Source organism: Candidatus Poriferisodalis sp., assembly GCF_965208895.1.
Lineage (GTDB): Bacteria > Actinomycetota > Acidimicrobiia > Acidimicrobiales > Poriferisodalaceae > Poriferisodalis.
Genome location: NZ_OZ242363.1, coordinates 1,727,289 through 1,752,276 on the forward strand (window position 1 = coordinate 1,727,289; position 24,988 = coordinate 1,752,276).

Sequence of the window (24,988 nt, forward strand, 5' to 3'; positions counted from 1 at the left end):
CTTGCCGCAACGCAAGAGGTTACGGCTGATGAGTCGCTCGCTATTGACGTTCAGACTCGTGGTATGAGCAAAAGTCTGGAGGCCGTCGATCACCAGCGCTCGTTTGGCTCGCTTCGACTACGGCAATGCCGCCGGGCAGACGCGAACAGGCCCCGGCCGGTTGGCCGGGGCCTGCGCTTACCCGAAGATCATGTTCGCGCCGCCGCTGTTCGGCGGGGCTGCGGCCGCGTGAGGACCAGCACGCGGATCCTGTGGGGTTCGGTGGTCCGGGTTGGAGTCGCCACCTGATGGAGACGTCCCCTTCTCGGAAGCGGGTCGCCTCAGCGCCCGGCCACCTCCAGAGTCCTCTTGCGTTTCGGCATTGTGTGGACCACCCCCTTTCTCTGGTGCAACCAGATTGCCACATTCGCGGCCAAGTCAGGTGACGACTTCCGATCGGATCGCTCGTACGACCGCCGCGGTGCCAGCTCGCACAGCGATCGCCGGACCGCAGCCGACACGGCTGTGCCTCAGTGCATGCCGTCAAAGCCCGCGTACACGCTGAGCATCTCTGTGGTGCGAGCCCATGTCACGATCGCCTGGTCGCTCGTGACGAGTTCGCGGTCCGTCGCGATGGCCGATGCGACGATGAGCTGATCAGCGGGATCGTCGTGAAAGCCGTGCTCCGCCAAGGTCACCGCGTCGATCCACAGCGAACCGGTCACCGGCACCTCCGCTATCCCCTGATCGAGCAGCGTTGTCCGCACCGCGCCGACTCGCGGCAGCGAGGGCAGCCTCTCCGGCCGCTTACGGAGCTTGAGCGCCAATTCCCAGAAGCTGGCAGCCGAGACGGCCACACGTCCTTGGTTCAGCGCTGACAGGAGTCCTTCAGCGGCAGGCCGCGGCAGGCGATGTAACTCCCCCGCGATCAGCCACACCACGACATGGGTGTCCAGCAGCAGCATTCAGTCAGTCCACTAGTCGAAATCGAGATCATCCGCACCGGTGAGCGCTGCCACGGCTGCTGGGTCGATGACCGTCTCAGCCGGGTCGTCCCAGAAGCCTGAGAATTCCGGAAACGCGCCGAGGACACCTGTCTGAGGGCGTTCCACGGGCACGAGACGCGACACAGGCCGACCGTGCTTGGTGACAACGATCTGGATGCCGGTATCCCGCACCTCGTCCATCAACCGCAGGCAGTGTGTCTTGAACTCAGCAGCCGACACAGTTCGAGTTGAGAGCGGTTCGGCAGCCACCGACTCAAGCTAGCCGCTTATGACCATAATTTTGACCAGACGAATGACCGGAGCTGGTCAGCGCCTCACGGCGGAGCGGATCGCCGCCGCCACGGCCCGGGCGCCAAGCGTTGCGACCAGGTCGGCTTGGGTGTCGACTTCGCCGGTGGCAAGCAGGAACAGGGCATCGCCGTCAAAATTCGTGTGCGGCGGCTCGATTGCCCGGGCGATGCCCGTGTGCGCGAGGTCGGCCGCCCGGCAGGCCTCCGGCTTGGTCAGACGAGCATTGGTGACCAAACAGCCGATGGTGGTATTGCCACGCTCGGGTGACTCCGGCTCCTCGGTGCCCCGCCCGGTGAATCCGGGTATCGCATCGATCGCGTCATAGGGGTACCGCTGCGATCCAGATGGCGCCGTGCACCCGGCCAGCACGGTGCCGTCAGTGTCGATGACATCGCCCAGGGCGTTGACTGCTACCACAGCACCGACGACGACCTCGCCCGAACGCTCGACTGCCGCGCCCAGCCCGCCGGGCACCGAGAAATCTCGGCCGGCGACCTTGCCGATCGTGCAGCCGCGCCCGACGCCGGTTCGCCCGGTGGCGGGCTCGTCGGTACCGGCAGCATCACAGGCAGCCCAGCCGGCCGCCGCGGTCGGACGTTCGCTGTGCGGGGACGCGATGTCGTACACGACGGCCGCGCCGACGACCGGCACGACGTTGTCGCGGATGTTGAGACCACGGCCCTGCTCGGCACACCAGCGAACGACACCATCGGCCGCCGCGAGACCGAACACGCTGTTGCCGCACAGCACCACGCCATGACATTCGACTCCTGCGCCCGTCGAGCTGAGCGCGGCCGCCTCGCGGGTTCCCGGGGCCCCGCCGCGCACCGCGATGGCCCCCAAGGTGCCTGGGGGTGGGAGCACGACGGTCACACCGGTCTCGGCGATGTCATCGGTCCACGAACCCACCTGCACCGACGGCAGCCCCAACGCCATGGCCGCGCACCCTACGCGCTGGCGTCTCGCGCCGCCGTTCCGCTCTTCACCCGGCTCTCATTTCCAATCTCTACGTTGCAGTGCGCCCGACCTGGAGGATCTTCCGCATGCGCAAGCTTTCTTGGACCGCCCCGCTCGCGGTCGCGACAATCATCGCTCTGGCTGCTGCTTCTTGCGCCGGGGATGAATCCAGCGGACTCGCCACGCTCGAGTCCGTGACGACCACGACCTCCCACGACTCTCTGACCGCTGCGGGCGCCGACGGGCCTGCGAGGGCAATGGCGGCTACCGAGACGACCAGCGCCACCGATGCGGCGATCAGAGGCTCGAGCGCCGGCGCGAGTTCAGACACAAGTTCGAATGCCGGCCTCAGCGACGAAGAACGTCTGCTCGAGTTCGCCCAGTGCATGCGCGACAACGGCGTCGACTTCCCCGACCCGGTCGTGGAGGCCGACGGCACGATCGTGTTCGGCCGCCGTCCTGGAGGCGCCGGCGGCGGGCAAGACGGCCAGGGTGTTGAGGCCATCGGACGTGATCCGGACCTACCGGCAGCTCGGGCCGCTTGCAGCGACCTCATCGAGGGTCTCGCGCTGGGTCCGGGCGGGCGGAACTTCGACGAGGCCAGGGTCGAGCTCATGGACCGCTTGCTCGAGTTCGCCCAGTGCATGCGCGACAACGGCGTCGATGTCGGGGACCCAGACCCGAATGCGTTCACTCCAGGAGGGGGTGGCGGCAGGCCATTCGGTGGGCTTGACTTTGACGATTCGGACGTGAGCGCCGCGCTCGAGATCTGCGGCGAGCAACTGCCCGTTCGTCCGGGCCGTGGCGGTGGACAGTGACCGTGCAGCGCAGGCGCCGACTTCTTATCGCCGCGGCATTGGCCGTTCTGGTGGTCGCGGCTGGCGTCGCTGCGATGATGGTGATCGGCAACGACACCGACGGCGGCGCCGATGCCGACGGCCAATCCAGCGTCAGCTCAGCGCTCGTCACCCAGCGCGACCTCACCGAGTATCTGGAGATCTCCGGAACCCTTGATTACGAGGGAACGGTCACGCTCGCAGCCCATAACAGCGGGGTCCTCATGCATCTTGCTGGTGAAGGGACTGTTGTGCATCAGGGTGAACGGCTCTATCTCGTCCTTCATGAGCCTTCGGAGGCAGATACAGCACGAGTCCTCGCTGACGTCGCCTCGGCTCGCGATGCGCTGGCCGTCGCCACCGACAAACTGAACGACGCGATGTCGGGACCCAGCGAGGCCGACGTTGCTTCAGCGCGTGCCGCCGTGGCCGAGGCCATCGAAGCACGAGATCGGCTGATCGAGCCACCGAGCACAGCCGAGATCAGCAGCGCGCAGGCCGAAGTGGCGGCTGCGTCGGAAGCACTGGATGCACTGGACAACCCCACGGCCGGTGACCTCGCGGCAGCCCGTGCCGACATTGCCACCGCTGAAGCCGGACTGGCCGATCTCAAGGCGGGCGCAACCGACGCCGAAATCGAATCCGCTGAGGCGGCAAGACAAACGGCCACCCAAGCGCTGACCGATCTGAAGGCGGGCGCAACCGACGCCGAAATCGAGACAGCGGAGGCAACGCGGCTAGCCGCCTGGGCGAGTCTCAGAGACGAGCTCCAGAAGTCGGACAACAGCGTCGAGATTGAGTTGGCACGCGCGGAGCTGCACACTGCCGAAGAACACCTCGCCGACCTGCTGGCAGGCCCGACCCAGGCCGAGATCGACGACGCCGAAGCCAAGGTGCGAACTGCCGAGGAGGCACAAGCCGACCTGCTGGCAGGCCCGACCCAGGCCGAGATCGACGACGCTGAAGCGAAGGTACTTGCCGCGCGAGAACGGCTGGATCTGCTCGAGAATCCGACTGAGGTTCAGTACTCGCAGGCGCGTGCCGGCCTCCATACCGCTACGGAAGATCTTGCCGACCTGCGCGCCGGGCCCACGCAAGCTGAGACTGATTCCGCTCACGCAGCCGTACTTGCAGCCGAGCAAGCCCTCGCCGACCTGCTCGCTGCGCCGTCAACCGAGGAACTCGCCGCGCTCGAAGCGTCCTTGGCCAGCGCCGAAGCAGCACTCGTCAGCGCCCAAGCCGACATGGTCGCCCATGGCGAAGTCTCTCGACCGCTGTACGCCATGTACGGCGACTCCCCCGCCTATCGCAACATGACGATGGGCTCCGATGGGGACGACATACGCCAACTTGAAGAGAACTTGGCCGACTTGGGGTTCGGAGACTCCGAGGGGTTCGAGGTCGACGGCGTCTTCGACGGCCACACCGCCGCAGCCGTGCGACGCTGGCAAGACGAAACCGGGCAGCACGTCGACGGCGTGGTGAGCACCGCTGACGTGCTCTTTATCGCGGGACCGTCGCAGATGGGCCCGTGGGAGCAAGGCGTCGAAACAGGCCAGGAACTCGAGGTCGGCAGGTCGCTGGCCTCGCTCACCGTGGTGGAGACACCCGTGAATGGCGAGCTGTCCACGACGCAGCGAGTCTCAGCCGACCTGCCGCTCGGCGATCGCGACCTGATCTCCGTTGGCATCGCGGTCAACGTGGAGCTGCCCGATGACACAGATGTTGCGGGCACCGTCGCCGCCATCAACCCGTCGCCCGTGCTCGACGAAGCCACAGGCGAGAACGTCGTCGAAGTGACGATCCTGCTTTCCGAGCCGGCCTCGCCGACCTGGATCGGCGCAACCGTGACCGTCGAGATCACCGAGACGCTGATCAAGGACGCCCTGGTCGTTCCCGCCACTGCGCTGCTGGCTCTTGTCGAAGGGGGCAGCGCCGTGGAAATCCTCGACGCCGACGGGTCCACACGTCTGGTGGCGGTCGAAACCGGTCTCTTCGTCGACGGCGATGTCGAGGTCATCAGTGCGGAGCTGGCGGCCGGCATGCGTGTCGTGGTGCCGAGGTGACCCAACGAGACTCAAGCAGAGCCGGCACCGGCAGCTCGCGATTTGCGCCGCGCGCAAGTCGATCCTCGCTCCGCCGCCGGCGGCAGTTGCCGGTCGCTTCGCCCGACCCAGCCGCGCCTGCGATCGAACTGCGCAACGTCTCCAAGCGTTATCCGGGCTCACCGCCGGTGACTGCATTGGATCGGGTATCGGTGCGGATCGACCGAGGCGAGATGGTGGCGGTGGTCGGACAGTCGGGCAGCGGCAAGTCCACGATGCTCCATGTCATGGGCACGCTCGACCAACCCACGAGCGGCTCAGTGCTGATCGAGGGAATCGACACCTCCTCCCTCGGTGACGATCACCTCGCGGCGATCCGCGGGCGGCGTGTCGGGTTCATTTTCCAGCGCTTCTTCCTTCTCGCCGGAGTGCCGATCCTTGACAACGTCGCCAACGGCTTGCTGTACACCGGCGCCTCTCGCCCGCAACGACGCGAGGCAGCCCAGTCGGTGCTGGAACGAGTCGGGCTCGGCGCCCGCATGCAACACCGGCCCAACGCATTGTCGGGCGGCGAAACCCAGCGAGTTGCCATCGCACGAGCTCTCGTGCACGAGCCTGCGTTCATCCTGGCCGACGAGCCCACCGGCAATCTCGACTCCGCTTCGTCTGCGGGGATCATGGACCTCTTCGGGTCGCTCCACGCCGAGGGCCGAACCATCGTGGTCGTCACTCACAACGAACAGATCGCTGCTGCCCTGCCCCGTCAGCTGCAGATTCTGGATGGGCGGCTCGAGCAGGATGTTCGGACAGGTGCTGCGTGAAGGCAGCATCGTGACTGACTTGTTGGCACCCAGCCGGCTCCGGCTCTCCGAAGTCGCCCGGGTCGGCCTCGGTTCGCTGGCCTCTCGCAAGCTCCGTTCGATCCTGTCGGCACTCGGCATCGCCATCGGGATCGCCTCGCTGGTGAGCGTTCTGGGCCTCTCAGACTCGTCCAAGTCTGCGCTGCTCGACCAGATCGGGGCGCTCGGCACCAATCTGCTGACGATTGAGGCCGGCACAGGATTTGGCGCCGGTGACTCTGCCCTGCCCGAAACCGCCGTTGCGACCATCGGCCGCGTCGCCACGGTCGAGGCGACGGCAGCAACCTATGCCGTTGACGTCGGCGTTTACCGCAATGAATTCGTACCTGTGGACCAAACCGGCGGCATCAGCGTGTTCGCAACCGACCCGGGATTGCTCGAGACTCTCAACGGCACCGTCTCCGACGGCTCATTCATCACCGAGGCAACCAGGTCGTATCCGGCCGCAGTGGTCGGCTCGGTTGCTGCGGAGCGCCTGGGTATTCGCAATCTCGACAACCCCGTCGAGCTCTACATCGGCGGGCAATGGGTCGAAGTCCTCGGACTCTTGGAGCCGTTCGCCTTGGCCGCGGATCTGGACCGAGCAGTGTTGATCGGAGACCGAGCAGCCGAGGGCTACTACGGCATCGAACTTGTCCCGTCCACCGTGTATGTACGCGTCGACGAGAGCTACATCGACGAGACCCGTGACGTGCTCGCCGCGACCGTTGATCCCGAGAACCCGGAGGAGGCGGAGATCAGCCGGCCGTCGGACCTGCTGGAGGCCAGATCGGCCGCGGAGAGTTCATTCACCGGGTTGTTCCTGGGCTTGGGGGCAGTGGCGTTGCTCGTCGGCGGGATCGGCGTGGCCAACGTCATGGTGATCGGTGTCATCGAACGGCGCAGTGAGATCGGACTGCGTCGCGCCATCGGAGCGACCCGGGCACACATCCGTCGGCAGTTCCTCATCGAGGCCCTGACGCTCGCTTCGCTGGGTGGCACCGTCGGCGTCCTGCTGGGCGTGGCCGTGACGTACGTCTACGCGACGGCGCAGGGTTGGCGTGTGATCATCCCGCCCATTGCGCTGATCGGCGGGATCGCTGCTGCTGTGCTGATCGGAGCAATCGCAGGCTTGTACCCGGCAATCCGGGCGGCCAAGGTGTCGCCCACCGAAGCGCTCCGCTCCGACTGACCCGCTGAGCTGTCCGAGAACCCGCGGCGAGCGCTACTCGCCGGATTGGGCGCCGCTGGAACTGGCGGCCGGGCTGTTTGTCTCGCGGAACATCTCGCCCATGGCTGCGACGGCACCGAGCACACCGCTGGTGTCGAGCGGCAGGAAGATCTTGGTGGCCTGACCGTCCGCGATTCCTTGCAGCGCTTCGAGGTACTTGATGGCGATCAGGTCATCGGTGGGATCGCCGTTGTGGATCGCCATGAAGACCCGCTCGATGGCCTGACCCTCGCCTTCGGCGACCGTGAGCTTCTGGTACTTGTCGGCATCGGCCACTCGCTTGATCGCCTCAGCCTCGCCCTCGGCCCGCAGGATCTGGGACTGCTTCACACCCTCCGACTGCAGGATCGCTGCGCGCTTCTCGCCCTCGGCCTCGGTGACCGCCGCACGCCGGTCGCGCTCTGCCTTCATCTGACGGTGCATCGCGGTGGTCACATCGGCGGGCGGCTCGATGCGCTGGATTTCCACGCGCACCACGCGGGTACCCCACTTGTCGGTGGCATCGTCGAGGATCTGCCTCAGCTTGGAGTTGATGACCTCGCGCGACACCAGCGCATCGTCGAGCTGCAAATCACCGATCACGTTGCGGAGGTTGGTCTGGGCGAGCTTCGTCACGGCGATGATGAAGTTGCCCACCGCATACTTCAGCTTCACCGGGTCGGTGGGCTCGTAGTAGATGACGGCGTCGACGGTGACCGCCACGTTGTCCTTGGTGATGACCTCTTGAGGCGGCACATCCACCACCTGCTCGCGCATGTCCACCTTGAGGATCCGCTGGATGAACGGGATCACAAATCGCAGACCGGGCTCGACGGTCATCCGGTACTTGCCCAAGTTCTCGACGAGGCCCTGTTCGAAAGGCCGAACGATGCGCAAGCCCTTCGCAGCGACCACGAAGATCGCCAGTGCGACAATTGCCAGGAGGATTACTCCCGGGTCGATGCTGTCCATCAATCGCTCCTTGGAGTGTCTGAGTGTTCGTTCTGGTCGCCGCTGTCAGAGCCAGATTCGCTCGTGGCAGCTTCTGCGGTGTCTTCCAAGCTTGTTTCCGCTGCGGGTGCGGCCACTGGGTCACTATGACGCACGTAGTCCGGGGGCGGCGGCTCGGCAAGTTCGACGAGCAGCTTGGTGCCACGCAATGCGGTGACCCGTACCAGGGATCCCTCTTCGATCGGTCCGGAATCGGCAACGGCGCGCCACTCGTCCGACTCGACCCGGACGCGTCCCGTGTTCTCGACGAGGTCGATGTCTTCGATGACCCGACCATCCATGCCGACGTAGCGGTTCGCTCCGACCGGAAGATCGTCTGGCCGGTCCTGGCGGCCCATGAAGCGGCGCAAAATCAGCATGGAAACAGCGGTGCCGCCGAAGAAGAGCAGCCATTGGACCGCACCATGGAGATCCAGCCACGCCGCGGCTGCAGCCAGAGCCGCACCCAAGGCGAACGGCAGCAGGAAGAAACCGGCGGTGAAGATCTCACCGATGCCCATGACCATCGCCACCGCAACCCAGACCCATCGCCACAGTTCGTTGTCCACCCGAACCCCCGCGTGCATCGTTGGATGTGCTGCAAGTATGCCCCGCCGCGGCGAGGCCGCTGCCGCGCTAACGCCTTTGACAGGCAGGGCACCACGTGCTGGAGCGTTGATCCAGCACCCGGCGGCGCAATTCGGTGCCGCAGCGCACGCACGGTTCGCCCGCCCGGCCGTAGCAGACGAAGTACTTCTGATTGTCGCCGGCGCCGGTGAGGCTGTAGTAGTCGCGCAGCGTGCTGCCGCCGCGTTCGATGCTTGCGACCAGCACATCGCGCAGCGCTGCCAACAGCAGCTCCGCTCGCGGCTTCGAGATCGCGCGAGCTGACGGGTTGATGCACGCCAGGAATAACGCTTCGTCGGCGTAGATGTTCCCGATGCCGGCGACGAGGCGCTGGTTCAGCAGCTGCGTCTTGATGCGCTGGCTCGACCGCTGGCTCGCTCGCCAGAACGCTGCTGCATCGAAGCCCTCGTCCAACGGCTCAGGACCGATCGCCGCCAGCGTGGGCAGGTCGCGGTAGTCGCCCCGGTCGCAGACCGCAATCCGGCCGAACCGGCGCACGTCATGCAGGCAGAGCACTTCGTCGTCGTCAAGTTGCCACCAAGCACGCACGTACGGGTCGGCAGCGCTGACTGCTCTCGGGGCCATAACCGCTGCCGCCGATCCATCGGCGGGGCGAGGCGACGGCAGATCATCGCGTGCTGCAGTGGGCGTGTCGGCAAAGCACAGCCGCCCGGTCATGCCGAGATGGGTGATCAGGTCGCGGCCGCAGTCCAGCTCGGCTATCAGGTACTTGCCGCGCCGCCGCAACGCCTCGACTTCGCTGCCCACCGCATCGACGCCAGATGCGAACTTGCGCGACGGATGAGCCCAGGCATCGGTGATCCGCCGCCCGACCAACGGCGGTTCCAACTGTCGCCGGACGACTTCGACTTCGGGAAGCTCAGGCATCGCTGTCGCTCACGGGCCGCTCGGGCCACGGCTTCGCCTAGCGGCTCAGCCTCTTACCGGAACTGCGGCGGGCGCTTTTCCAAGAACGCAGCGACCGCCTCACGGTGATCGTCCGATGCGCGAGCCACATTCAGCGCTTCCATCTCACGACGCTGCACGGCCCGCAGGTCGGTGTCGGATCCATTGTCGGACAGGAGCTGCTTGGTCAACTGCAACATGGTCGGCGGATTCTCCGCATAGCTGCGCGCACGTGCCAGTGCTGCTTCGAATACGTCCCCGTCGGTGACTTCATCGACGAGGCCCATCTCGGCTGCCTCAGCCCCGAGGACGATGCGGCCGGACAGTGCAAGGTCTGAGGCCGCTCCCCAGCCGCATCGCTGAATGAGGATGTGCGACGACGCCAGCTCCGGCGTCACGCCCATCTTGACGAAGCGGCACGACAGCTTCGCTTCGCTGTGGGCTACCAGGAAGTCCATGGACAAGATCATCGTGAGGCCGACGCCGATCGAGGCACCGTTGATGGCCGCCACCATGGGCTTGGAGCTGCGCACGAGCTCGACCCAGTCGTCTGCGGCGGCATCATCACCAGCGGCCGCCTCGCCCACGCTGCCGCCCGCTTCGTCGGCGGCATCGATCCGGGCCGCAAAGACCTCCGCGATGTCTGCGCCGGCGCAGAAGCCGCGACCCGCACCGGTGATGACGAATGCGCCGACCGACGGATCGTCGTTGCCGCCTTTCACAGCGTGAGTCAGCTCCGATTGCATGCGCGGCGTCCACGCGTTCAGCTTCTCGGGCCGGTTCAGCGTCAGCACCCGCACGTCGTCGTGGTCGCTGACAGTGATCTGCTCGTAGTCCATCTCGATGCTCCCCGGTTCGCCAGATCGGCCTACAGCATGGCCGGTGCACGCATCGCTTCGCTCACGCAGCGATGCCATGTTCGACGCGGCACCGCTCACGCAGCGATGCGGAATCTGATGCGGCATCGCTCACGCAGCGATGCCGTTCCTCCGCTGGTGCTCGAGCTGGCCTTCGGGACAGTCGTCGCGATAGGGGCACCAGCTGCACAGCGGGCCCGGGGTGGGTTCGAATCGGCCCGTCGCTGTGGCCTCGGTGATGCGATCCCATGTGCTGCTGTGCTGGTCGACCGCCGCCGAGACCGCTTCGGGGTCGAACGGGCGGGCGATCTCGGTGGGCCGGCGCTCCCCGCGGCCGGCACCCGTCTCGCCTAGGTACAACAGCCGCACCTCGCTGACGTCATCTCCCACAGACTCAAGCGCAGCTGCATATAACCAGACCTGCGACAGGCGGCTGTCGACGAAGCGCTGCGGGGGCGGGCGGCCCGTCTTGTAGTCGGTGACGCGCAGGCCGTCGGGCACCCGGTCGACAAGATCCACGATGCCCCGGAACGGCACTCCTTCCAGCGAGGTATGGACATCGCGCTCACGATCCACCACGTCGACCTCGACGGGATCCACCAACGCGAAGTAGCCCTCGATGTCCGTCCACGCATTCCAACGAAAGGCCCGTTCTTGGTCTTCGGGCAATTCCAGCGCCGCGAAATCGGAATTTGCAGCGAGCTGCGGCCACAGGTCTCGGCAGATTGCGCGCGCGCGCTCGAGCGTTCGCTGCGAGGGTGCGACCGCGAGCAGCTCCTCCAGCACGTGATGCACAAACGTGCCGCGCAACGCGGGCTCTCCCGGGGGATCTGGCCGCTTGTCGACGTAGCGGAACTTCCAGCGCCTCGCGCACTGCCGGAAGGTCGACGCCCCCGAAGGACTCAAGCTCCTCGGAGCCTCCACCACTGGAGCATCGTCGGCAATGACGCTGCCGGCGCGGGGTTCCACATTCACATCGTGGCCCATCGCAACATCGCAAGCGTGGATGGTTTAGCGGCAACGGCGCCAGCGCCGCCACAGCCACCACGCCACGACTGCCGCAACCAGCCATCCGGCGGCGACAGCGCCTCCGAATGCGGCAAGCAGGCGGCGGTCGACCGGTTCGGCATGGCGCGGCAGGAGGTGCGACGCGGGCGCAGGCGCCGGGTCGGCATCGGTGTCGGCGGGTGCGACAGGCGGTACGTCCGCAGCCTCGGCCGACCGCAGGTCACCCGGGAGCGCGACCGTCGGTTCGACGCTCGGCCGTGGTCGGTTCGGGTCGTAGTTGGCCATGGTGAAACCCCGCAGCGGCGAGCAATTCGAGCGTACCGCCACCTTCAGCATTGAAGGCCGACAGGCTGTCCTCGTACGGCCGATTGCCTTCCGCTCTTGTTCGCTGCGCTCACGGGCCGCTCGGGCCACGGCTTCGCCTGCCGGCTCAGCCTCTCAGCCCAGGCGGCGCTCGAGGTCGGTCCAGAGCTCGTCGAAGGCCTGCGCCGCTTCTGATGCGCCAGCCCGGCGGCCGAGAGCCCGCAGCGGCAAAGACTGCCCGGAAGCCTCAGCGATGGCGGCCCGCTGCGGGATGGGCGCCAGCATGTCGGCGCCGAAGCGCTCAGCGAGCTGCTGGGCCCAATAGGCGTTGTCGCGTGTGCGCGCCACGCGGTTCGGCACGATGCCGGCAATCGTGGGAGTGCCCTGGCGCTGCGAGACTCGCTTGATGGTGGCCCGCATGAGGTCGACTCCGTCGGCTGCCCAGGCGGCCGGCTCGGTCACCACGAGCGCGCGGTCTGCGGCGAACAGCCCGTTGATGCACAGCAGTCCCAGCGACGGGGGGCAGTCGATCAGCACAAGATCGTGGTTCACACCCGCGAGGGCGATACGCAGGCGATCCTGCGCGCCCACCAAGTCGGCGGCCATCTGAGGCTCCCGGCTGGCCAGCGCATAGCTGCCAGGCGCCAACTGCGGGCACGGCCCGTCGGGGGGCCAGCGGGCGTCGGTGACCGTCGCGAGCACTGCACCGGGCGTCGGGTCGGCGAGCGCGTCGTCGACGTTCGGCGAGCCATTCCACACGCCGAGACCGGCGGATGCATTCGACTGGGGATCCAGGTCCACGACGAGGACGCTCAGCCCTGCGGCGCACGCAGCTTCGGCGATGCCAAGTGCGACCGTCGTCTTGCCGACGCCGCCCTTCTGGTTGACCACAGCCAGCGTCGCCACGGCTACTGCCCTACGAACGAGCGCCAACTGGCGCATTCTCGGACGGTTGAGCGGATTGCTTCCCGCTCTTGTTCCCAACCCTCATCGAATGTGGGCTCACGGGCCGCTCGGGCCACGGCTTCGCCTGCCGGCTCAGCCTCTGCACCGGTCTCCGGGCGCACCGCGTCACGGCGCTGCGGTCGCTGGCGGCCGGGACAGGTCGATGCCGCACAGGGCCGCCCCGGCTGCCAACTCGCCTCGCAAAGCGATGCCTGCGGCCCCGCGATCGACGGCCGCGGCGGCGTCGAGCAGTGCGGCGCGGGCCATCGGGGCGTTGAGGTCGTCATCCAGCACAGCCTGCACCTCAGCGAGCAAGCCCGATGACCCTCCGCTCGATCCGGCGGCTGGCGGGGCACCCGCCACAGCTCCCACCAACGTGTCGAGGTCGCGCTGGGCCGTGAGGCCCTCCGAGTCGAACCATTCCCACTCGGTGCGGTAGTGGTGCGCCATCAGCGCGAGCCTGATGGCTCGGGGGTCGACGCGGGCACGCAGATCCGAGATGAAGACGAGGTTGCCGAGCGATTTCGACATCTTGTGCCCTTGGTAAGACACGAGCCCCGCGTGTACCCAGTAGCGGGCCAGCGGAGCGCCATGAATTGCCTCGCTCTGGGCAATCTCGCACTCGTGGTGGGGAAACACCAGGTCGCCGCCGCCACCGTGGATATCGATCGTGGGGCCCAGCGCTGCGTAACCCATCGCTGAGCACTCGATGTGCCAGCCAGGACGCCCCGGGCCGAACGGCGACGGCCATGAGGGCTCGCCGTCTGCGCTGGCCTGCCACAGCACGAAATCGAGCGGGTTGCGCTGGCGGGGGTCGTCGGGAGTGCCGCCGCGCTCAGCCGCGAGCTCGGTCATACGGTCGGCGCTGTAGCCCGACAGCTTCCCGAATTGCGGGAAGGTGGCGACATCGAAGAACACCCGATCAGCCGAGACGTACGCGTGGCCGGCGTCAAGCAGCTTGGCGATCATGGCGATCATGGCGTCGATGGACCCGGTGGCCCGCGGCTCGTGCGCCGCCGGCCGTGCCTGCAGGGCGATCATGTCCGCTTCGAAGCGCTCGATCTCCCGCTCGGCCAGGGCCAGATAGTGCTCGCCGAGCTCGGCCGCCTTGGGCAGGATGCTGTCGTCCACGTCGGTGTAGTTGCGCACCAGCGTGACGGAGTGGCCCATGTCTTCGAGACGGCGGATCATCAGGTCATAGGCCAGGTAGGTGGCGGCATGGCCGAGGTGGGTGGCGTCATAGGGCGTGATGCCGCACACGTACATGCCGACGTGGTCGCCGAGCTCGAGCTCGATGACCGCTTTCTGCGCTGTGTCGTAGATGCGCATTCCCACGGCCCGACACGGTACTGTCGAAGCAGGTGGAGGGGCGTCGAGACGATCGTGCGCTGCTCGAGCGGATTGCTCTGTACCGGCATCGTCGCGAGCTTCCGCCGATCCAGCCGGCGCTCATCGATGAGCTTGCCGAATGGCTCGCAACACACGGCACCGACCCGCTGACCTACGTCTGCGAGCTGTTTGAGCGTCACCAAGTCGTCTTCGTCGGCCACCACACACCCACACGTCGCGCGGGGCTGTTCCTGCAGGATCTCGTCGCGGCGGCGTACCGGTCCGGCGTGGGCATCGTCGCGATGGAGTACGCGTGCGTCGATGACCAGGCACGGCTCGATGCGGTGGTCACCGGCACGACCTTCGACGAGCAGCTTGCACGCGAGTCATTGCTCCGCTGGGGCATCCGCCACAACTTCGCCTACCGCGAGTACCTCGATGTGCTGAGCGCGGTCTGGGAGGTAAACCGCCGCTTCGCCGGCGGCGGGCCGCCCATGCGCGTGCTGGGGCTCGACTACGACTTGGATCTCGATGCCGTCACCGACACCGCAGACCTGCGGACGTCGTATGCGTGGCCGCATCTGCGAAGCCGCGGCCCGGTGTCGGCCCACATGTGCAACGTGCTGCTCGCGGAGGTCGTCGAGCCAGGACACCGAGCGCTCGTGCTGACCCGCACAGCGCACGCGATGACCCGAGCGCGGCGGGTGCCGCACCGGGTGTGGGATGCCATCGACGCCGAGGTCGTCGGCGGCTACGTGGTCGGCGCAGCGAACCGCGTGTACGAAGTGGTGGCCGACCGAGCCGTCACCGTGCTGATCCACGAGCCGCTGCCCGCCGACGGCGAGATGTGCGACTACGCGCTCGTGGCCGACGGCGCGCTCGATGCGACGTTTGCGATGCACCCCGACTTGGCGGTGCCGCTTGCCTTCGATGTGGACAGGGGCCCGGCGGCGCGACTTGGATGCAAGACGAGCCTGGACCGTCGGCCGCTCGGCAATCTCGCCAGCGGATGGATCTACCTCGAACCGGACTACCGACGCCGAGCGCCGACCCCGCTGCCCGAACCAGTGCCCGCGGTCCACGTGGAGCACGCTCGGCGGTATGCCCTCGATCCGGATCTGCGGGATCGCAAGTCCACCCCTAGCGACTTCGCGGCGGCGGTCTCTGAGTCGGCTGCAGCGGCAGAACTGGCCTGGACACAAGTGCTCTGAGTCGACTGTCGGTCGTCTTGACGTCAGATTCGACGTCGCCAGCGGGCAGACTCATAGGCGGTGCCGCCCGAAACCACCGACGACGAGCGGTCCCCATCCGCGCTTCACTCGCCTGAGGAATACCTCGGCGACATCTGCGGTCGTCACCAGATCGTGTTGCTGGGCGATCAGGTCGGGGTGCGCCAGCATCTGCGCTTCTTGGCAGGCAGCCTCTCCGAGCTCGCCGACAACGGCGTGGAGAACCTCGCCTGGGAGTTCACCAACTCGCGCCGGCAAGCCGAGCTCGATGCGCTGGTCGAAGCGCCCGACTGGGACAGCCGGGCGTGCGCCGATCTGTTCGTCGATCTGCTCGGGATCGGATTCGGCTACCAGGAATATGCCGATGTGCTGCACGCAGTCTGGAAGCACAACGACGCTGAACGCCGCCGGGACGACGACCGCCGGCCCATCCGCGTGATCGCACTCGGCCTGCCCACCTACGTGGAGGATCCCGACCTGCTCGACGGTCGCTCAGCCGCCGAACTCGGGCTGCGGAACTGGTCGCTCGGCGGGCACTACCGGGACATGTCCGCGTTTCACGCAGCGAGCGTGCTTACTGCGCAAGTACTGCGCCGGGGACAGCGGGCGCTCGTGTACATGAACGTCGCCGCCACCACGACAGATCTTGTCGAGTGGGTCGACGGCTCGCCGACGACCTCTGCGGGCAACCTGCTGTGGCGCTGGATGAGCGACGGCTGCCGACGGGTCGTGATTCACGGCGCGGTGGCCGACACCGCGGCCACAGAACGCGTCGAGGAGCTGATCTCACGCTCGCCGGAGGGACGTGGCAGCACCGACATCCGATTCGGTCTGGATGTGGTGGCCTCGACGCTCGGCAGTGTTGCGATGACGGCGGTGCATGGCTCCCTCGACGGTGTCGACACCGCTCTGCGACTGCGCGACGTGGCCGACGGCTACGTGTATCTCGGGCCTCGCGCCGACTGGGAACCGTGCACCCTGATCGACGACCTGATCACCGCTGAGAACTTCGCGAGTGCCGAAGCGCGCTACCGGGCGCTCGATCCCCGCTCGGAGCCCTACAACCGCGACGAGCTCGACGAGGTGCGTCGCAGCGGGCAGCAGGAGCTGCCGCAGGGCTGGCCGCCGCTGCCGGAACCACCCGAGGAGCCGAAGCGCCGCTTCGCGCGGTTCCGCAAGGACGATACGGATCAGTCGTGATGCATCGCATCGACGAGATCCCGCTGCCTGCCCCGCCGGCACGAGGCCGCCTGTTCGTCACGAACTTCTCCGCGGTAGGGCCCGACCCCCAAGCCGCACTCGACCGTGTGGAGGCGACGTCGCTGGTGTGCCTGCTCACGCCGCACGAGATCAGGTTGCGCTATCCCGAGTACATCCCGTGGTTGCTCACCCACATGCCTCCGTGGCTGGAATCACAGCTCAACCAGGACGACTTGCGCGCAACGCTCTCCTCGCATGCCGAAGAATTCGGCCAGTTCGATCTCGACGAGGTGCGATTCAACAGCGACTTCGACGCACGCGCCCTGTGGCTCCCCACGCCCGACGGGGGCACCATCTTCGACGGCGCGCTCATGGGCACCGTCGCCTACGTCAATGATGCGCTCTACAAGGGTTCCAACGTCCTCGTGCACTGCGGTGCAGGTATGGCGCGAACAGCCGTGGTCGGCATCCTGACCATGATCTCCCTCGGCGCAGACCCGACACAGGCGCCAGTTGACTTCCGCGCCGCTCGACCCGGCGGCGGGCCCGACGGCCCGTCTCAGCAACAGCAGATCGAACGACTCATCGGGCGGGCCCGTCGCCTGATCCCATACGACTGACCTCGCCTTCAGCCTGTCGCGGCATCGGTGCCATCGTGCTCTTCCCAGCGCCAGCCAGAGCGAACCATGACGCAACGACGGCGCGGACCGGGTGCGTCCAGATCGCCGTCAGGGAAGGCTGCGTCGCCGACGTAGACGGCGATGTGGCCGGGATCGGTCTCCGGCGACGGGATGATCTCGGTGTGGAAGCAGGTGTGCCCGTTCACCGAGGCGAGCACATCGGCAGTACGGCCAAAGCCCGACAGCCAGGTCAGCGTCACAAATGTGGGCGTGACGAATTCGATCTCTCCGGCTGCCCGCCGTTCCAGCGCCGAGGCGGGCGACACCCAGGCGTGGTCGAGAATCTCGCTGCCGTCGACGCGCACGGCATCGAGATCAGCGGGTGCCTCGCAGACGAAGAAATGCGTCGAGAAGCGCTTCGGGCGGATCGGCGGCGGCAGCCAATGCGCGAAGTGGGCCAACTCAGCACCGGATAGGTCGATGCCGGCTTCCTCTTCGGCCTCGCGCACAGCCGCCGTGCGGTACCCGCGAGCGTCGCTGGTGTGCGGACCGGAAGAACCGGCCGCCGTCCTGGGGTCGCACGGACCGACCAGGTCGCCGGGCACGTTACGGTCAGGAGGATCCACCCGGCCGCCGGGAAACACCCACATGCCGCCGAAGAACCCCCGCGAGTTGCGGCGCAGCATGAGCACCTCGATATGCGCCCCGGAGTCGCTCTCGGCGGGGTCGAAGCCGTGCCCGGGCACTGTTGCCGGCTCGGCGTCGCGCAGCACGACGACCGTCGCCGCGTCAATCGGCGCAGGCGGCCCGTCTTGGTCGCGCGAATCGGCGGACCTTTCCGCTGCGGCACCCATTGCTTCCCGCTCTTGTTCGCTGCGCTCACGGGCCGCTCGGGCCACGGCTGAGCCATTCGGCGCAGCCTCCTGGCCGCTCATGCGCTGTCCCGGGTGCGCCGCTCCAGCCGGTCCGAACCCGCGTCGATGCCCGGCAGTGGGCGCGGCACCGCGCTGCCTGATTCGGCCATCATCTGCACGATCATCTCCTCCACCTCGGCCCAGTCGTGAGCGCGGGGAGCAGCGAGGTGATTGTTGTAGGGCTGGTCGTACACGATCACGTGACCGCCGGCCGCTCGAATGGCCGTGATGTTGTGCGGCGCATCCTCAATGTGCGCGTCAGCGTTCACCACCGACTTGTCGGCCAGAAAGCAGATGTCCCGGTAGGGAATGCGATAGCGGTCGAGCCACTCCACGGTGTCGCTGACCGTCACCCGGTGGCCCCAGCTCGTGTAGAGCCGGTGCGTCACCAGCCGGATCCACACACCGGCATCGGACAGTCGCCACAGCGCCTCCGAGCAACCCGGCATCGGATCGATGTCGCGGAACATGCGGTAGTCCAGCACCGCAATGCGGTGCAACTCCTCGAAGTCGCCATCGTCGAGGCCCCACTCGGCGAAACTCCAGCTGCGCACGAGGGGCAGAGTGTCCTCACTCACGTTCCGCTCGCGCGCCACCACCCGGCGGAATGCCTCGGTGTGCTGCGCGCACACCCCGTCAAGGTCCACAGCCAGTACGAACTCGGGCACTCCCGCAAGCTACGGGGCCACGACAACCGGCGCACCGGCCCGTTGTCGAGCTACATGTTCCCGGCACTTGTTCGCTCCGCTCACGGGCCGCTCGGGCCACGGCTTCGCCTGCAGGCTCCGGCGACTCACGTTGCTCATCGTCACGGTGGCAGGTACGGCCGCAGATGCAATGCTGGGCTCGATGCAGCCCAGTCCTCACGAGCGCGGCGTACACGACCTCGGCGGTGCCCCTGGTTACGGGCCGGTGCCGCACGAACCGGAAGAGCCGCCGTTCCACGCCGACTGGGAACGTCGCGTCTTCGGCCTGCTCGGCGCAGTCACGTCAGCCACTGCACGGCGGCCGGGCGAGTTCAGGTATGCGCTCGAGCGCCTGCACCCGGACGACTACTTCAAGAACGGCTACTTCGGACGTTGGCTGGCTGGGTTCGAAGTGCTGCTCGACGAGTACGACGTCGTCAGTCGCAGCGCCTTGGCCCTCCGCGTGGCCCAGCGCCGGGACGCGGCTCTGCTGGCAGCCGGGCGGACCGACCTTGTCCCTACGCCCGTCTCAAAAGAGACACCGTCACGGCGGGTCTCCCCCGTCGCCGATCGCGTGCCGGCCCTGCTGCCCCCCGATCGCCCCGCGCCGGCTCCCCAACGCCGAACGGTCCGGCGCGACATCGCTGAGCCGCCTCGGTTCGACGTCGGCGACCGCGTGGTTGCCCCGGCACCAACCCAACCCGGCCACACACGGCTGCCGGGATACGTCATGGGCAAGCCGGGCACCGTGGTGAAGCTGCATCCAGCCGAGGTGCTGCCCGACAGCACCGCACACAACAGGGGCGAGCGTCCACAACACGTGTATTGCGTCGGCTACGACGCCCAAACGCTGTGGGGCGACGACGCCGAGGCGAATGCGACGGTCCACGTCGACCTGTACGAGTGCTACCTGACTGCAGCGGAAGCTGACAGCTGAGGCCCCGCCGACGGAGGAACGCAGAGGCTGAGCCGGCCGGCGAAGCCGTGGCCCGAGCGGCCCGTGAGCGCAGCGAACACGAGCGGGAAGCAATAGGTTCGCCACCGGAAGGTGCCACTATCTGCACGGTTTGCTATGCACGACGACCACTCCCACGGACACGATTCCGATCATCACCACAGCCATCACGATCCGACATCGCCGGACGTCCGTGTCGAAGCCCTCGAAGACCTGCTGATTGAAAAAGGTCTCGCCGATCCCGAACGGATCGATGCGACGATCCGGCGGTTCTCCCACGACATCGGCCCGATGATCGGTGCACGGCTGGTGGCCCAGGCGTGGGCCGACTCGGATCTGCGGCAGCGACTGCTGGACGATGCCGACGCCGTCGTTGCCGACATGGACATCCGAGGTGCCGAGATCGAGCACATCGAAGTCAAGGCCAACACGCCGAGCATCCACAATGTGGTCGTCTGCACCCTGTGCTCGTGCTACCCGTGGGCACTTCTGGGGCTGCCGCCGAATTGGTACAAGAGCCCCGAGTATCGGGCCCGCGTGGTGCGCGAGCCCCGGACCGTTCTGGCCGAGATGGGCTTGGAACTCGAGCCAGACACCGAGGTGCGCATCTGGGATTCGAGTTCGGAAACGCGGTTCCTGGTGATGCCCGAGCGGCCCGCGGGCACCGAGGGCTGGACGGCCGAACGGCTGGCAGAGCTCGTCACTCGGGATTCGATGATCGGCGTGGCTCGGGCTGCTGATCCTGGGGGACAGTGAGGCTCCGCTGATGAGTCTCGACCTGCTGGAAAGCACCAAGGCTGCTCCGCCTCGCGACAACGGCGAACTGGTCTTCTGCGAGCCGTGGCAGGCACGTGCGTTCGGACTGGCCGCCGACCTCGTCGACGGGGGCCACTTCACTTGGGACGGGTTCCGCGAGCACCTCATCGAGGCGATCGCCGCGGCCGAGACAACCGCTGAACGCAGTGCCGCAACCGAGCCACGGGACTACTACCGATGCTGGCTCACCGCACTGGAGCAAGCCGTCACCGAGGGCGGTCTGCTGGCTCCGCAGACCCTCACAACCCGGGCCGAGCAGTACGCCGCCCGCCCAGCCGGTCACGATCACTGAGACTGAGCACGCGCGCCGGCGGCGCGGGTGTCAGACTGGACCCATGAGCACCCTCACCTTCCACGATCCGCGAGGCGAGGCCAAGACTGCACCTGAGCCGTATGGCCTGAGCACACGGTTGGATCAGCCGATCACGATCGGCCTGGTCGCCAATGGCTTCCCCGACAGCGTCCGCTTCCTCGACCACGTCGAGAAGGCCCTGGCTGAGCGACTGCCATCGGCGTCGTTCAACCGCTACGACAAGGGAGATGCCTCCTCAGTCGTCGGCGAAGGGATGCTTGACGACATTCGATCCGAGTGCGGAGCGGTCATCGCCGCGTACGGCCATTGAGGCAGCTGCACATCTGGCACCGTGCGTGACAGCATCACCACCGCCCGTCAGGGCATTCCGTCCATTGCACTCGTCACCGATGCGTTCTGGCCCCAGGGCGACTTCGTGGCCGCCGCCACCGGCATGCCCACTGTTCCCCGCATCAAGCTGCCCCACCCCGTGGCCGGCAGCGGCGAGGACAACATGGCTCGCGTAGCCGCCGACATCGCGCCGCAGATCGTGGCGATCCTGAGCGGCGCCAGCACCAACTGATCTGCTCGTGACACTCCTGGAGGCCCGCAGCGAGGCCGACGCGCTCGAGCAACTGCACGCGCTCGGGCTCACCGACGGCTTGCCCGTTGTCATCCCAACCCCTGAGCGGGTCGCCATGATGGTGCTCGCGAGCGGGTTCGACGGTGATGTCGAGCTCGGCGTGATGGGACCCGCGCACGGTGTGGCCAGCGTCGAGAAGGTGGCAACCGCTGCGGTGATGGCCGGCTGCCTGCCCGATCACCTTCCCGTGGTGCTCGCCGCCGTCCGGGCCGTCTGCCAGCCCGAGTTCGACCTGACCGAGATGCAGAGCACCACCCACTGCACCGCGCCGCTCGTCGTGGTGTGCGGGCCCGCTCGGCACCAGTGCGGCGAGGTTGCCTCAGGATTCGGAGCGCTAGGCCCCGGCCACCGGGCAAATGCCTCGATCGGACGAGCGTTGCGCCTGGCGATGATGAACATCGGCGGCGCCCGACCAGGCGTGTCCGACATGGCACTGCACGGACACCCGGGCAAATTCACCTACTGCATCGCCGAAGACACCGAGAACAGCCCGTTCCCGCCGCTGCACACCTCGTTCGGCTACGAGCCCGAGCGGAGCGCGGTGATCGTGACGGGCGCCGAGGCTCCGCACTCGACGATCTTCACCGGCGACGCGGACGATCCCGAATCGGCCAACCGACTGCTGAACGTGATCGCGGCGGTGATGGCAAACCCAGGCAGCAACAACGCTCACCTGCGCCACGGCTCGCTCGTGGTGATCATGAATCCGGACCACACCACCGTGCTGGCTCGGGCCGGGTTGAGCCGTGAGGACATCCAAGCCGAACTTGCAGCTCGAGCCGTCAATTCGACAGCCACGCTCGCCCGCATGGGTTCCGCGTTCCATATCGCGAACGACTCGTCGCCCGACGAGGTGGTGCCGATTCTTAAAGACCCGAGCCGGATCGTGGTGTTCCAAGCGGGTGGCAAGGGCCTCTACACGATGGTGATGCCGTCGTGGTGTGCCGGCCCCCACCAGAACCCGGTGGTCCACGCCGAGATCGATCTCGACCAAGTCTGCGAGGTGCCTTGGGCCACCGACGCACTCGGCGGTGCCGGAACTGACACTCCGACAGTCGCAGGATGACCTGCCTGATGAGCGAAGCGCCCCGCCCGCACGGCGGACTGTGGTTCGAGGAGCTGACGCCGGGCCTGGTGATTCACCATCGGTTGCGCCGCACCATCACCGAGGCCGACAACGTCATGTTCACCACCATGACGATGAACCCCGCGGCGCTGCATCTCGACTTCGAGTACGCCCGCACCGAGACGCAGTTCGGCAAGCCACTCGTGAACTCGATGTTCACCGCGGCCGTCGTCGTGGGCATCTCGGTCCACGAGACAACCCACGGCACCACGGTCGCCAACTTGGGCTTCGAGCGCATGGACTTCCCCGCACCCGTCTTTCACGGCGACACGCTGCGGGTCGAGAGCGAGGTGGTGTCGTCCCGGCCATCGAAGAGCAAGCCCGACCAGGGCATCGTGCTGTTCGAGCACCGCGCCTACAACCAGGACGACACGCTCGTGGCCATCATGCGCCGCAACGCGCTCATGTGGTGCCAGCCCGCCATTCGACCTTCCTCGTAGGCCGGCGGGAGCACACGCCCAGCACGAGCCAAACCCCTCTCCCCCGAGCGGATCGGAACTCAGGCTGCACGATGACGAGCGAGCTGGCGGCTCGAAAATCTCTTGCGTTATCATAAGATAATACTTATGTTGCAGCCCGATGTGGGACGTCGAGTTCACCGACCAGTTCGAGAAGTGGTGGCATCAGCTCTCCCAACACCAGCAAGAAGCCTTGGACGAGCGGGTCATGCTGCTCGCTGACCGCGGTCCTGCCCTCATGCGTCCCGTCGTCGGTGCCGTCTCGACTTCGAGACATCCCAACATGAAAGAACTCCGCGTCTCACGCGGGGGCGCATTGCGCGTGTTGTTCGCCTTCGATCCGCGACGTCACGCGATTCTGCTCCTCGGTGGCGACAAGTCCGGGCACTGGTCCCGGTGGTACGCGACGGCGGTTCCCGAAGCAGACGATCTGTACGACACTCATATGACAGAGCTGCGCGAAGAAGGACTGCTCGACGAAGGTGCCTGACAGGTCACCACAGAAAGGATCTCGTCCGATGCCGAGCACCAAGAACTATCGACAACTGCACGATCGCGTGCTGGCACGGCCTGGTGCCGCTGACCGCCTGCATGCACTGCGCGACGACACGCTGGCTGAAATCGGCCTCGATGCGCTGCGGCGCAAACTGGAGCGCTCACAGGCCGACATCGCGGCCGAATTGGGCATCAGCCAGCCCGCCGTCTCCCAACTGGAACACAGCGACGACCCGCGGCTGTCAACCCTCCGCACCTACGTCTCAGGGCTCGGTGCCCGGCTCGGCGTCTTTGCCATCTTCGAAGACGGTGAGGACATCACAGCTATTCCACTCAAGATTGGCGGCGACCGAATGGGATCGCCGCGTGGGTGCAGTGATTAGGCGTGGGGCCGAGGACTTGCTGGCGGCAGCTCGAGTGCTCGCCGACGGCGTGCTGTTCGAGCGCGCGCTCGATGTCGACGCTGCGGGCAGCGTCCCCGAGCACAACCTGGACCTGTTGCGAGATGCCGGCTTCTACGGACTGTGGACGCCTCATGATGTCGGTGGCTGCGGACTCGACGAGCTTGAACGCCTTCCGATCCTCGAAGCTCTTGCCGGGGGCTGTCTCACGACCGCGTTCACCTGGGCACAGCACGGCGGAGGCTCGGCGAATGCCGCCCGGACTCCCCCCGGATCGGTGCTGCACGAACGCTGGGCCCGAGCACTGGCAACCGGCGAGCGGCGCAGCGGTGTGGCATTCGCGCATGTGCTGCGTCCCGAACCGTGCCTGTTCGCAGAGCGTGCCGGTGACGGATGGCTGCTGCGGGGAGTAGCGCCGTTTGTCACTGGGTGGGGCCACATTGACGCAGTGCTGGTTGCCGCCCACGACGCCGACCGGCTGGTGTGGATGCTGATTCCCGCGAATGAAGCGCGAACCCTGACCTCACGCCGGCTGCGACTCGCCGCTGTGGATTCATCGGTCACCGTCGAGATGCACTTCGACAGTCATGCCGTCGGCGATGACCATGTCGTCGAGGTAATCGGCTACGGCGAGTGGCTCGCTCTCTATCGCCTTGGACTGCGCACGAACGGCGCGCTGATGCTGGGTGTGGCCTCGCGAGCGCTCACCCTGCTCGGCCCATCCCCCCTCGACGCGGAAGTCGACGCAGCACGCGAGGCCTTGCATGCCGCCGACGTGGATGAAATGGCTGAGTGCCGCGCACAGGTCGGCTACGTCGGGATCCGGGCAACCAGTGCGCTGGTCTCGGCGGTCGGCGGGCGGGCCATCACCGTCGCCCATCACGCGCAACGCCTCGCCCGTGAGGCGCTGTTCCTGCTGGTACAAGGGCAGACCGCCGAGATCCGAGCAGGCCACCTCCGCCGCCTCGGCGCCACCGAGTCGAAGCACTAGGAGCCTGAGTCCGGCCGCCGGCGGGCTGGTGGG

The 24,988-nt window shown here is 67.0% G+C and carries 29 protein-coding genes; 16 read left to right on the plus strand and 13 right to left on the minus strand.

Features of this window, described 5'->3' with window-relative positions:
- Nucleotides 1-509 precede the first annotated feature (509 nt).
- From ACOGJB_RS07745 to ACOGJB_RS07755, 3 genes are read right to left on the minus strand one after another with little or no spacing between them, the layout of a single operon-like run.
- The gene (locus ACOGJB_RS07745) at nucleotides 510-944 is read right to left on the minus strand and encodes a type II toxin-antitoxin system VapC family toxin (protein WP_419840235.1); all 435 of its coding nucleotides are present in this window, start codon (nucleotides 942-944) and stop codon (nucleotides 510-512) included.
- A gap of 12 nt (nucleotides 945-956) precedes the next feature.
- Nucleotides 957-1,235: a type II toxin-antitoxin system Phd/YefM family antitoxin gene (locus ACOGJB_RS07750; protein WP_419840236.1), complete on the minus strand. Its 279-nt coding sequence runs from the start codon at nucleotides 1,233-1,235 to the stop codon at nucleotides 957-959.
- Nucleotides 1,236-1,292: 57 nt separating this feature from the next.
- Nucleotides 1,293-2,213 (minus strand): P1 family peptidase, encoded by a 921-nt coding sequence (locus ACOGJB_RS07755; protein ID WP_419840237.1) that lies wholly within the window; start codon nucleotides 2,211-2,213, stop codon nucleotides 1,293-1,295.
- A gap of 215 nt (nucleotides 2,214-2,428) precedes the next feature.
- Here ACOGJB_RS07755 and ACOGJB_RS07760 point away from each other — a divergent pair, with 215 nt between their 5' ends.
- From ACOGJB_RS07760 to ACOGJB_RS07775, 4 genes are all read left to right on the plus strand, one after another.
- A complete protein-coding gene (locus ACOGJB_RS07760; RefSeq protein ID WP_419840238.1) occupies nucleotides 2,429-3,052 on the plus strand; it encodes a hypothetical protein in 624 nt (207 codons plus the stop codon).
- Nucleotides 3,049-5,136, plus strand: a complete 2,088-nt coding sequence (locus tag ACOGJB_RS07765) for a peptidoglycan-binding protein (protein ID WP_419840239.1) — start codon at nucleotides 3,049-3,051, stop codon at nucleotides 5,134-5,136. Before ACOGJB_RS07760 ends, ACOGJB_RS07765 begins: the two co-directional genes overlap by 4 nt.
- Nucleotides 5,137-5,303: 167 nt before the next feature.
- Nucleotides 5,304-5,936 (plus strand): ABC transporter ATP-binding protein, encoded by a 633-nt coding sequence (locus tag ACOGJB_RS07770; RefSeq protein WP_419840240.1) that lies wholly within the window; start codon nucleotides 5,304-5,306, stop codon nucleotides 5,934-5,936.
- A 10-nt stretch (nucleotides 5,937-5,946) separates the two neighbouring features.
- Complete coding sequence (locus tag ACOGJB_RS07775) at nucleotides 5,947-7,146, plus strand: ABC transporter permease (protein ID WP_419840241.1); 1,200 nt, start codon at nucleotides 5,947-5,949, stop codon at nucleotides 7,144-7,146.
- A gap of 33 nt (nucleotides 7,147-7,179) precedes the next feature.
- On the opposite strand, the gene ACOGJB_RS07780 is transcribed toward ACOGJB_RS07775, so the two are convergent.
- The 8 genes from ACOGJB_RS07780 to cysS all read right to left on the minus strand — a co-directional run bounded on the left by ACOGJB_RS07780 (nucleotide 7,180) and on the right by cysS (nucleotide 14,129).
- Nucleotides 7,180-8,136: an SPFH domain-containing protein gene (locus tag ACOGJB_RS07780; protein ID WP_419840242.1), complete on the minus strand. Its 957-nt coding sequence runs from the start codon at nucleotides 8,134-8,136 to the stop codon at nucleotides 7,180-7,182.
- Nucleotides 8,136-8,723: an NfeD family protein gene (locus ACOGJB_RS07785; RefSeq protein WP_419840243.1), complete on the minus strand. Its 588-nt coding sequence runs from the start codon at nucleotides 8,721-8,723 to the stop codon at nucleotides 8,136-8,138. The genes ACOGJB_RS07780 and ACOGJB_RS07785 overlap by 1 nt, the downstream gene beginning before the upstream one ends.
- A 67-nt stretch (nucleotides 8,724-8,790) precedes the next feature.
- Nucleotides 8,791-9,669 carry a bifunctional DNA-formamidopyrimidine glycosylase/DNA-(apurinic or apyrimidinic site) lyase gene (mutM, locus tag ACOGJB_RS07790; protein ID WP_419840244.1) on the minus strand — a complete coding sequence of 293 codons (879 nt, stop codon included), beginning with the start codon at nucleotides 9,667-9,669 and terminating at the stop codon, nucleotides 8,791-8,793.
- A gap of 53 nt (nucleotides 9,670-9,722) precedes the next feature.
- Nucleotides 9,723-10,625: an enoyl-CoA hydratase/isomerase family protein gene (locus tag ACOGJB_RS07795; protein ID WP_419840245.1), complete on the minus strand. Its 903-nt coding sequence runs from the start codon at nucleotides 10,623-10,625 to the stop codon at nucleotides 9,723-9,725.
- Between the two features lie 30 nt (nucleotides 10,626-10,655).
- Nucleotides 10,656-11,513 (minus strand): RecB family exonuclease, encoded by an 858-nt coding sequence (locus ACOGJB_RS07800; RefSeq protein WP_419840246.1) that lies wholly within the window; start codon nucleotides 11,511-11,513, stop codon nucleotides 10,656-10,658.
- A 42-nt stretch (nucleotides 11,514-11,555) separates the two neighbouring features.
- A complete protein-coding gene (locus tag ACOGJB_RS07805) occupies nucleotides 11,556-11,837 on the minus strand; it encodes a hypothetical protein (RefSeq protein ID WP_419840247.1) in 282 nt (93 codons plus the stop codon).
- Nucleotides 11,838-11,990: 153 nt separating this feature from the next.
- Nucleotides 11,991-12,761: a ParA family protein gene (locus tag ACOGJB_RS07810; protein ID WP_419840248.1), complete on the minus strand. Its 771-nt coding sequence runs from the start codon at nucleotides 12,759-12,761 to the stop codon at nucleotides 11,991-11,993.
- A gap of 165 nt (nucleotides 12,762-12,926) precedes the next feature.
- Nucleotides 12,927-14,129 (minus strand): cysteine--tRNA ligase, encoded by a 1,203-nt coding sequence (cysS, locus tag ACOGJB_RS07815; protein WP_419840698.1) that lies wholly within the window; start codon nucleotides 14,127-14,129, stop codon nucleotides 12,927-12,929.
- A 32-nt stretch (nucleotides 14,130-14,161) separates the two neighbouring features.
- On the opposite strand from cysS, the gene ACOGJB_RS07820 reads away from it, so the two are divergent.
- From ACOGJB_RS07820 to ACOGJB_RS07830, 3 genes are read left to right on the plus strand one after another with little or no spacing between them, the layout of a single operon-like run.
- Complete coding sequence (locus ACOGJB_RS07820; RefSeq protein WP_419840249.1) at nucleotides 14,162-15,340, plus strand: hypothetical protein; 1,179 nt, start codon at nucleotides 14,162-14,164, stop codon at nucleotides 15,338-15,340.
- 60 nt (nucleotides 15,341-15,400) lie between these two features.
- A complete protein-coding gene (locus ACOGJB_RS07825; RefSeq protein ID WP_419840250.1) occupies nucleotides 15,401-16,558 on the plus strand; it encodes a hypothetical protein in 1,158 nt (385 codons plus the stop codon).
- Nucleotides 16,555-17,178, plus strand: a complete 624-nt coding sequence (locus ACOGJB_RS07830; RefSeq protein WP_419840251.1) for a protein-tyrosine phosphatase family protein — start codon at nucleotides 16,555-16,557, stop codon at nucleotides 17,176-17,178. Before ACOGJB_RS07825 ends, ACOGJB_RS07830 begins: the two co-directional genes overlap by 4 nt.
- 8 nt (nucleotides 17,179-17,186) lie before the next feature.
- Here ACOGJB_RS07830 and ACOGJB_RS07835 read toward each other — a convergent pair whose 3' ends face one another.
- Nucleotides 17,187-18,113: an NUDIX hydrolase gene (locus ACOGJB_RS07835; RefSeq protein WP_419840252.1), complete on the minus strand. Its 927-nt coding sequence runs from the start codon at nucleotides 18,111-18,113 to the stop codon at nucleotides 17,187-17,189.
- A complete protein-coding gene (locus tag ACOGJB_RS07840) occupies nucleotides 18,110-18,760 on the minus strand; it encodes a 5' nucleotidase, NT5C type (RefSeq protein ID WP_419840253.1) in 651 nt (216 codons plus the stop codon). The genes ACOGJB_RS07835 and ACOGJB_RS07840 overlap by 4 nt, the downstream gene beginning before the upstream one ends.
- 67 nt (nucleotides 18,761-18,827) lie before the next feature.
- On the opposite strand from ACOGJB_RS07840, the gene nthB reads away from it, so the two are divergent.
- From nthB to ACOGJB_RS07885, 9 genes are all read left to right on the plus strand, one after another.
- Nucleotides 18,828-19,715 carry a nitrile hydratase subunit beta gene (nthB, locus tag ACOGJB_RS07845; RefSeq protein ID WP_419840254.1) on the plus strand — a complete coding sequence of 296 codons (888 nt, stop codon included), beginning with the start codon at nucleotides 18,828-18,830 and terminating at the stop codon, nucleotides 19,713-19,715.
- A 135-nt stretch (nucleotides 19,716-19,850) separates the two neighbouring features.
- Nucleotides 19,851-20,489 (plus strand): nitrile hydratase subunit alpha, encoded by a 639-nt coding sequence (gene nthA / locus ACOGJB_RS07850; RefSeq protein WP_419840255.1) that lies wholly within the window; start codon nucleotides 19,851-19,853, stop codon nucleotides 20,487-20,489.
- 10 nt (nucleotides 20,490-20,499) lie between these two features.
- Entirely contained in the window at nucleotides 20,500-20,841 is a 342-nt protein-coding gene (locus ACOGJB_RS07855; protein ID WP_419840256.1) for a nitrile hydratase accessory protein, read from the plus strand.
- 43 nt (nucleotides 20,842-20,884) lie between these two features.
- Nucleotides 20,885-21,424, plus strand: a complete 540-nt coding sequence (locus ACOGJB_RS07860; protein WP_419840257.1) for a UGSC family (seleno)protein — start codon at nucleotides 20,885-20,887, stop codon at nucleotides 21,422-21,424.
- Nucleotides 21,425-21,431: 7 nt separating this feature from the next.
- Nucleotides 21,432-22,550: a hypothetical protein gene (locus ACOGJB_RS07865; protein ID WP_419840258.1), complete on the plus strand. Its 1,119-nt coding sequence runs from the start codon at nucleotides 21,432-21,434 to the stop codon at nucleotides 22,548-22,550.
- Nucleotides 22,551-22,558: 8 nt separating this feature from the next.
- Entirely contained in the window at nucleotides 22,559-23,050 is a 492-nt protein-coding gene (locus ACOGJB_RS07870; RefSeq protein ID WP_419840259.1) for a MaoC family dehydratase, read from the plus strand.
- 139 nt (nucleotides 23,051-23,189) lie between these two features.
- On the plus strand, nucleotides 23,190-23,558 hold the full coding sequence (locus ACOGJB_RS07875; protein ID WP_419840260.1) for a type II toxin-antitoxin system RelE/ParE family toxin: 369 nt from the start codon (nucleotides 23,190-23,192) through the stop codon (nucleotides 23,556-23,558).
- A 28-nt stretch (nucleotides 23,559-23,586) separates the two neighbouring features.
- Nucleotides 23,587-23,946: a helix-turn-helix domain-containing protein gene (locus ACOGJB_RS07880; RefSeq protein WP_419840261.1), complete on the plus strand. Its 360-nt coding sequence runs from the start codon at nucleotides 23,587-23,589 to the stop codon at nucleotides 23,944-23,946.
- A complete protein-coding gene (locus tag ACOGJB_RS07885) occupies nucleotides 23,930-24,955 on the plus strand; it encodes an acyl-CoA dehydrogenase family protein (protein ID WP_419840262.1) in 1,026 nt (341 codons plus the stop codon). The genes ACOGJB_RS07880 and ACOGJB_RS07885 overlap by 17 nt, the downstream gene beginning before the upstream one ends.
- Nucleotides 24,956-24,988 lie beyond the last annotated feature (33 nt).

Excerpts from the sequence above, each read along its gene's own strand:
- ACOGJB_RS07745 (WP_419840235.1), bottom strand. The coding sequence starts at position 944 with ATGCTGCTGCTGGACACCCATGTCGTGGTGTGGCTGATCGCGGGGGAG.
- ACOGJB_RS07755 (WP_419840237.1), bottom strand. The coding sequence starts at position 2,213 with ATGGCGTTGGGGCTGCCGTCGGTGCAGGTGGGTTCGTGGACCGATGAC.
- ACOGJB_RS07780 (WP_419840242.1), bottom strand. The coding sequence starts at position 8,136 with ATGGACAGCATCGACCCGGGAGTAATCCTCCTGGCAATTGTCGCACTG.
- mutM (WP_419840244.1), bottom strand. The coding sequence starts at position 9,669 with ATGCCTGAGCTTCCCGAAGTCGAAGTCGTCCGGCGACAGTTGGAACCG.
- ACOGJB_RS07805 (WP_419840247.1), bottom strand. The coding sequence starts at position 11,837 with ATGGCCAACTACGACCCGAACCGACCACGGCCGAGCGTCGAACCGACG.
- cysS (WP_419840698.1), bottom strand. The coding sequence starts at position 14,129 with ATGCGCATCTACGACACAGCGCAGAAAGCGGTCATCGAGCTCGAGCTC.
- ACOGJB_RS07835 (WP_419840252.1), bottom strand. The coding sequence starts at position 18,113 with ATGAGCGGCCAGGAGGCTGCGCCGAATGGCTCAGCCGTGGCCCGAGCG.
- nthA (WP_419840255.1), top strand. The coding sequence starts at position 19,851 with ATGCACGACGACCACTCCCACGGACACGATTCCGATCATCACCACAGC.
- ACOGJB_RS07855 (WP_419840256.1), top strand. The coding sequence starts at position 20,500 with ATGAGTCTCGACCTGCTGGAAAGCACCAAGGCTGCTCCGCCTCGCGAC.
- ACOGJB_RS07870 (WP_419840259.1), top strand. The coding sequence starts at position 22,559 with ATGAGCGAAGCGCCCCGCCCGCACGGCGGACTGTGGTTCGAGGAGCTG.
- ACOGJB_RS07875 (WP_419840260.1), top strand. The coding sequence starts at position 23,190 with ATGTGGGACGTCGAGTTCACCGACCAGTTCGAGAAGTGGTGGCATCAG.
- ACOGJB_RS07880 (WP_419840261.1), top strand. The coding sequence starts at position 23,587 with ATGCCGAGCACCAAGAACTATCGACAACTGCACGATCGCGTGCTGGCA.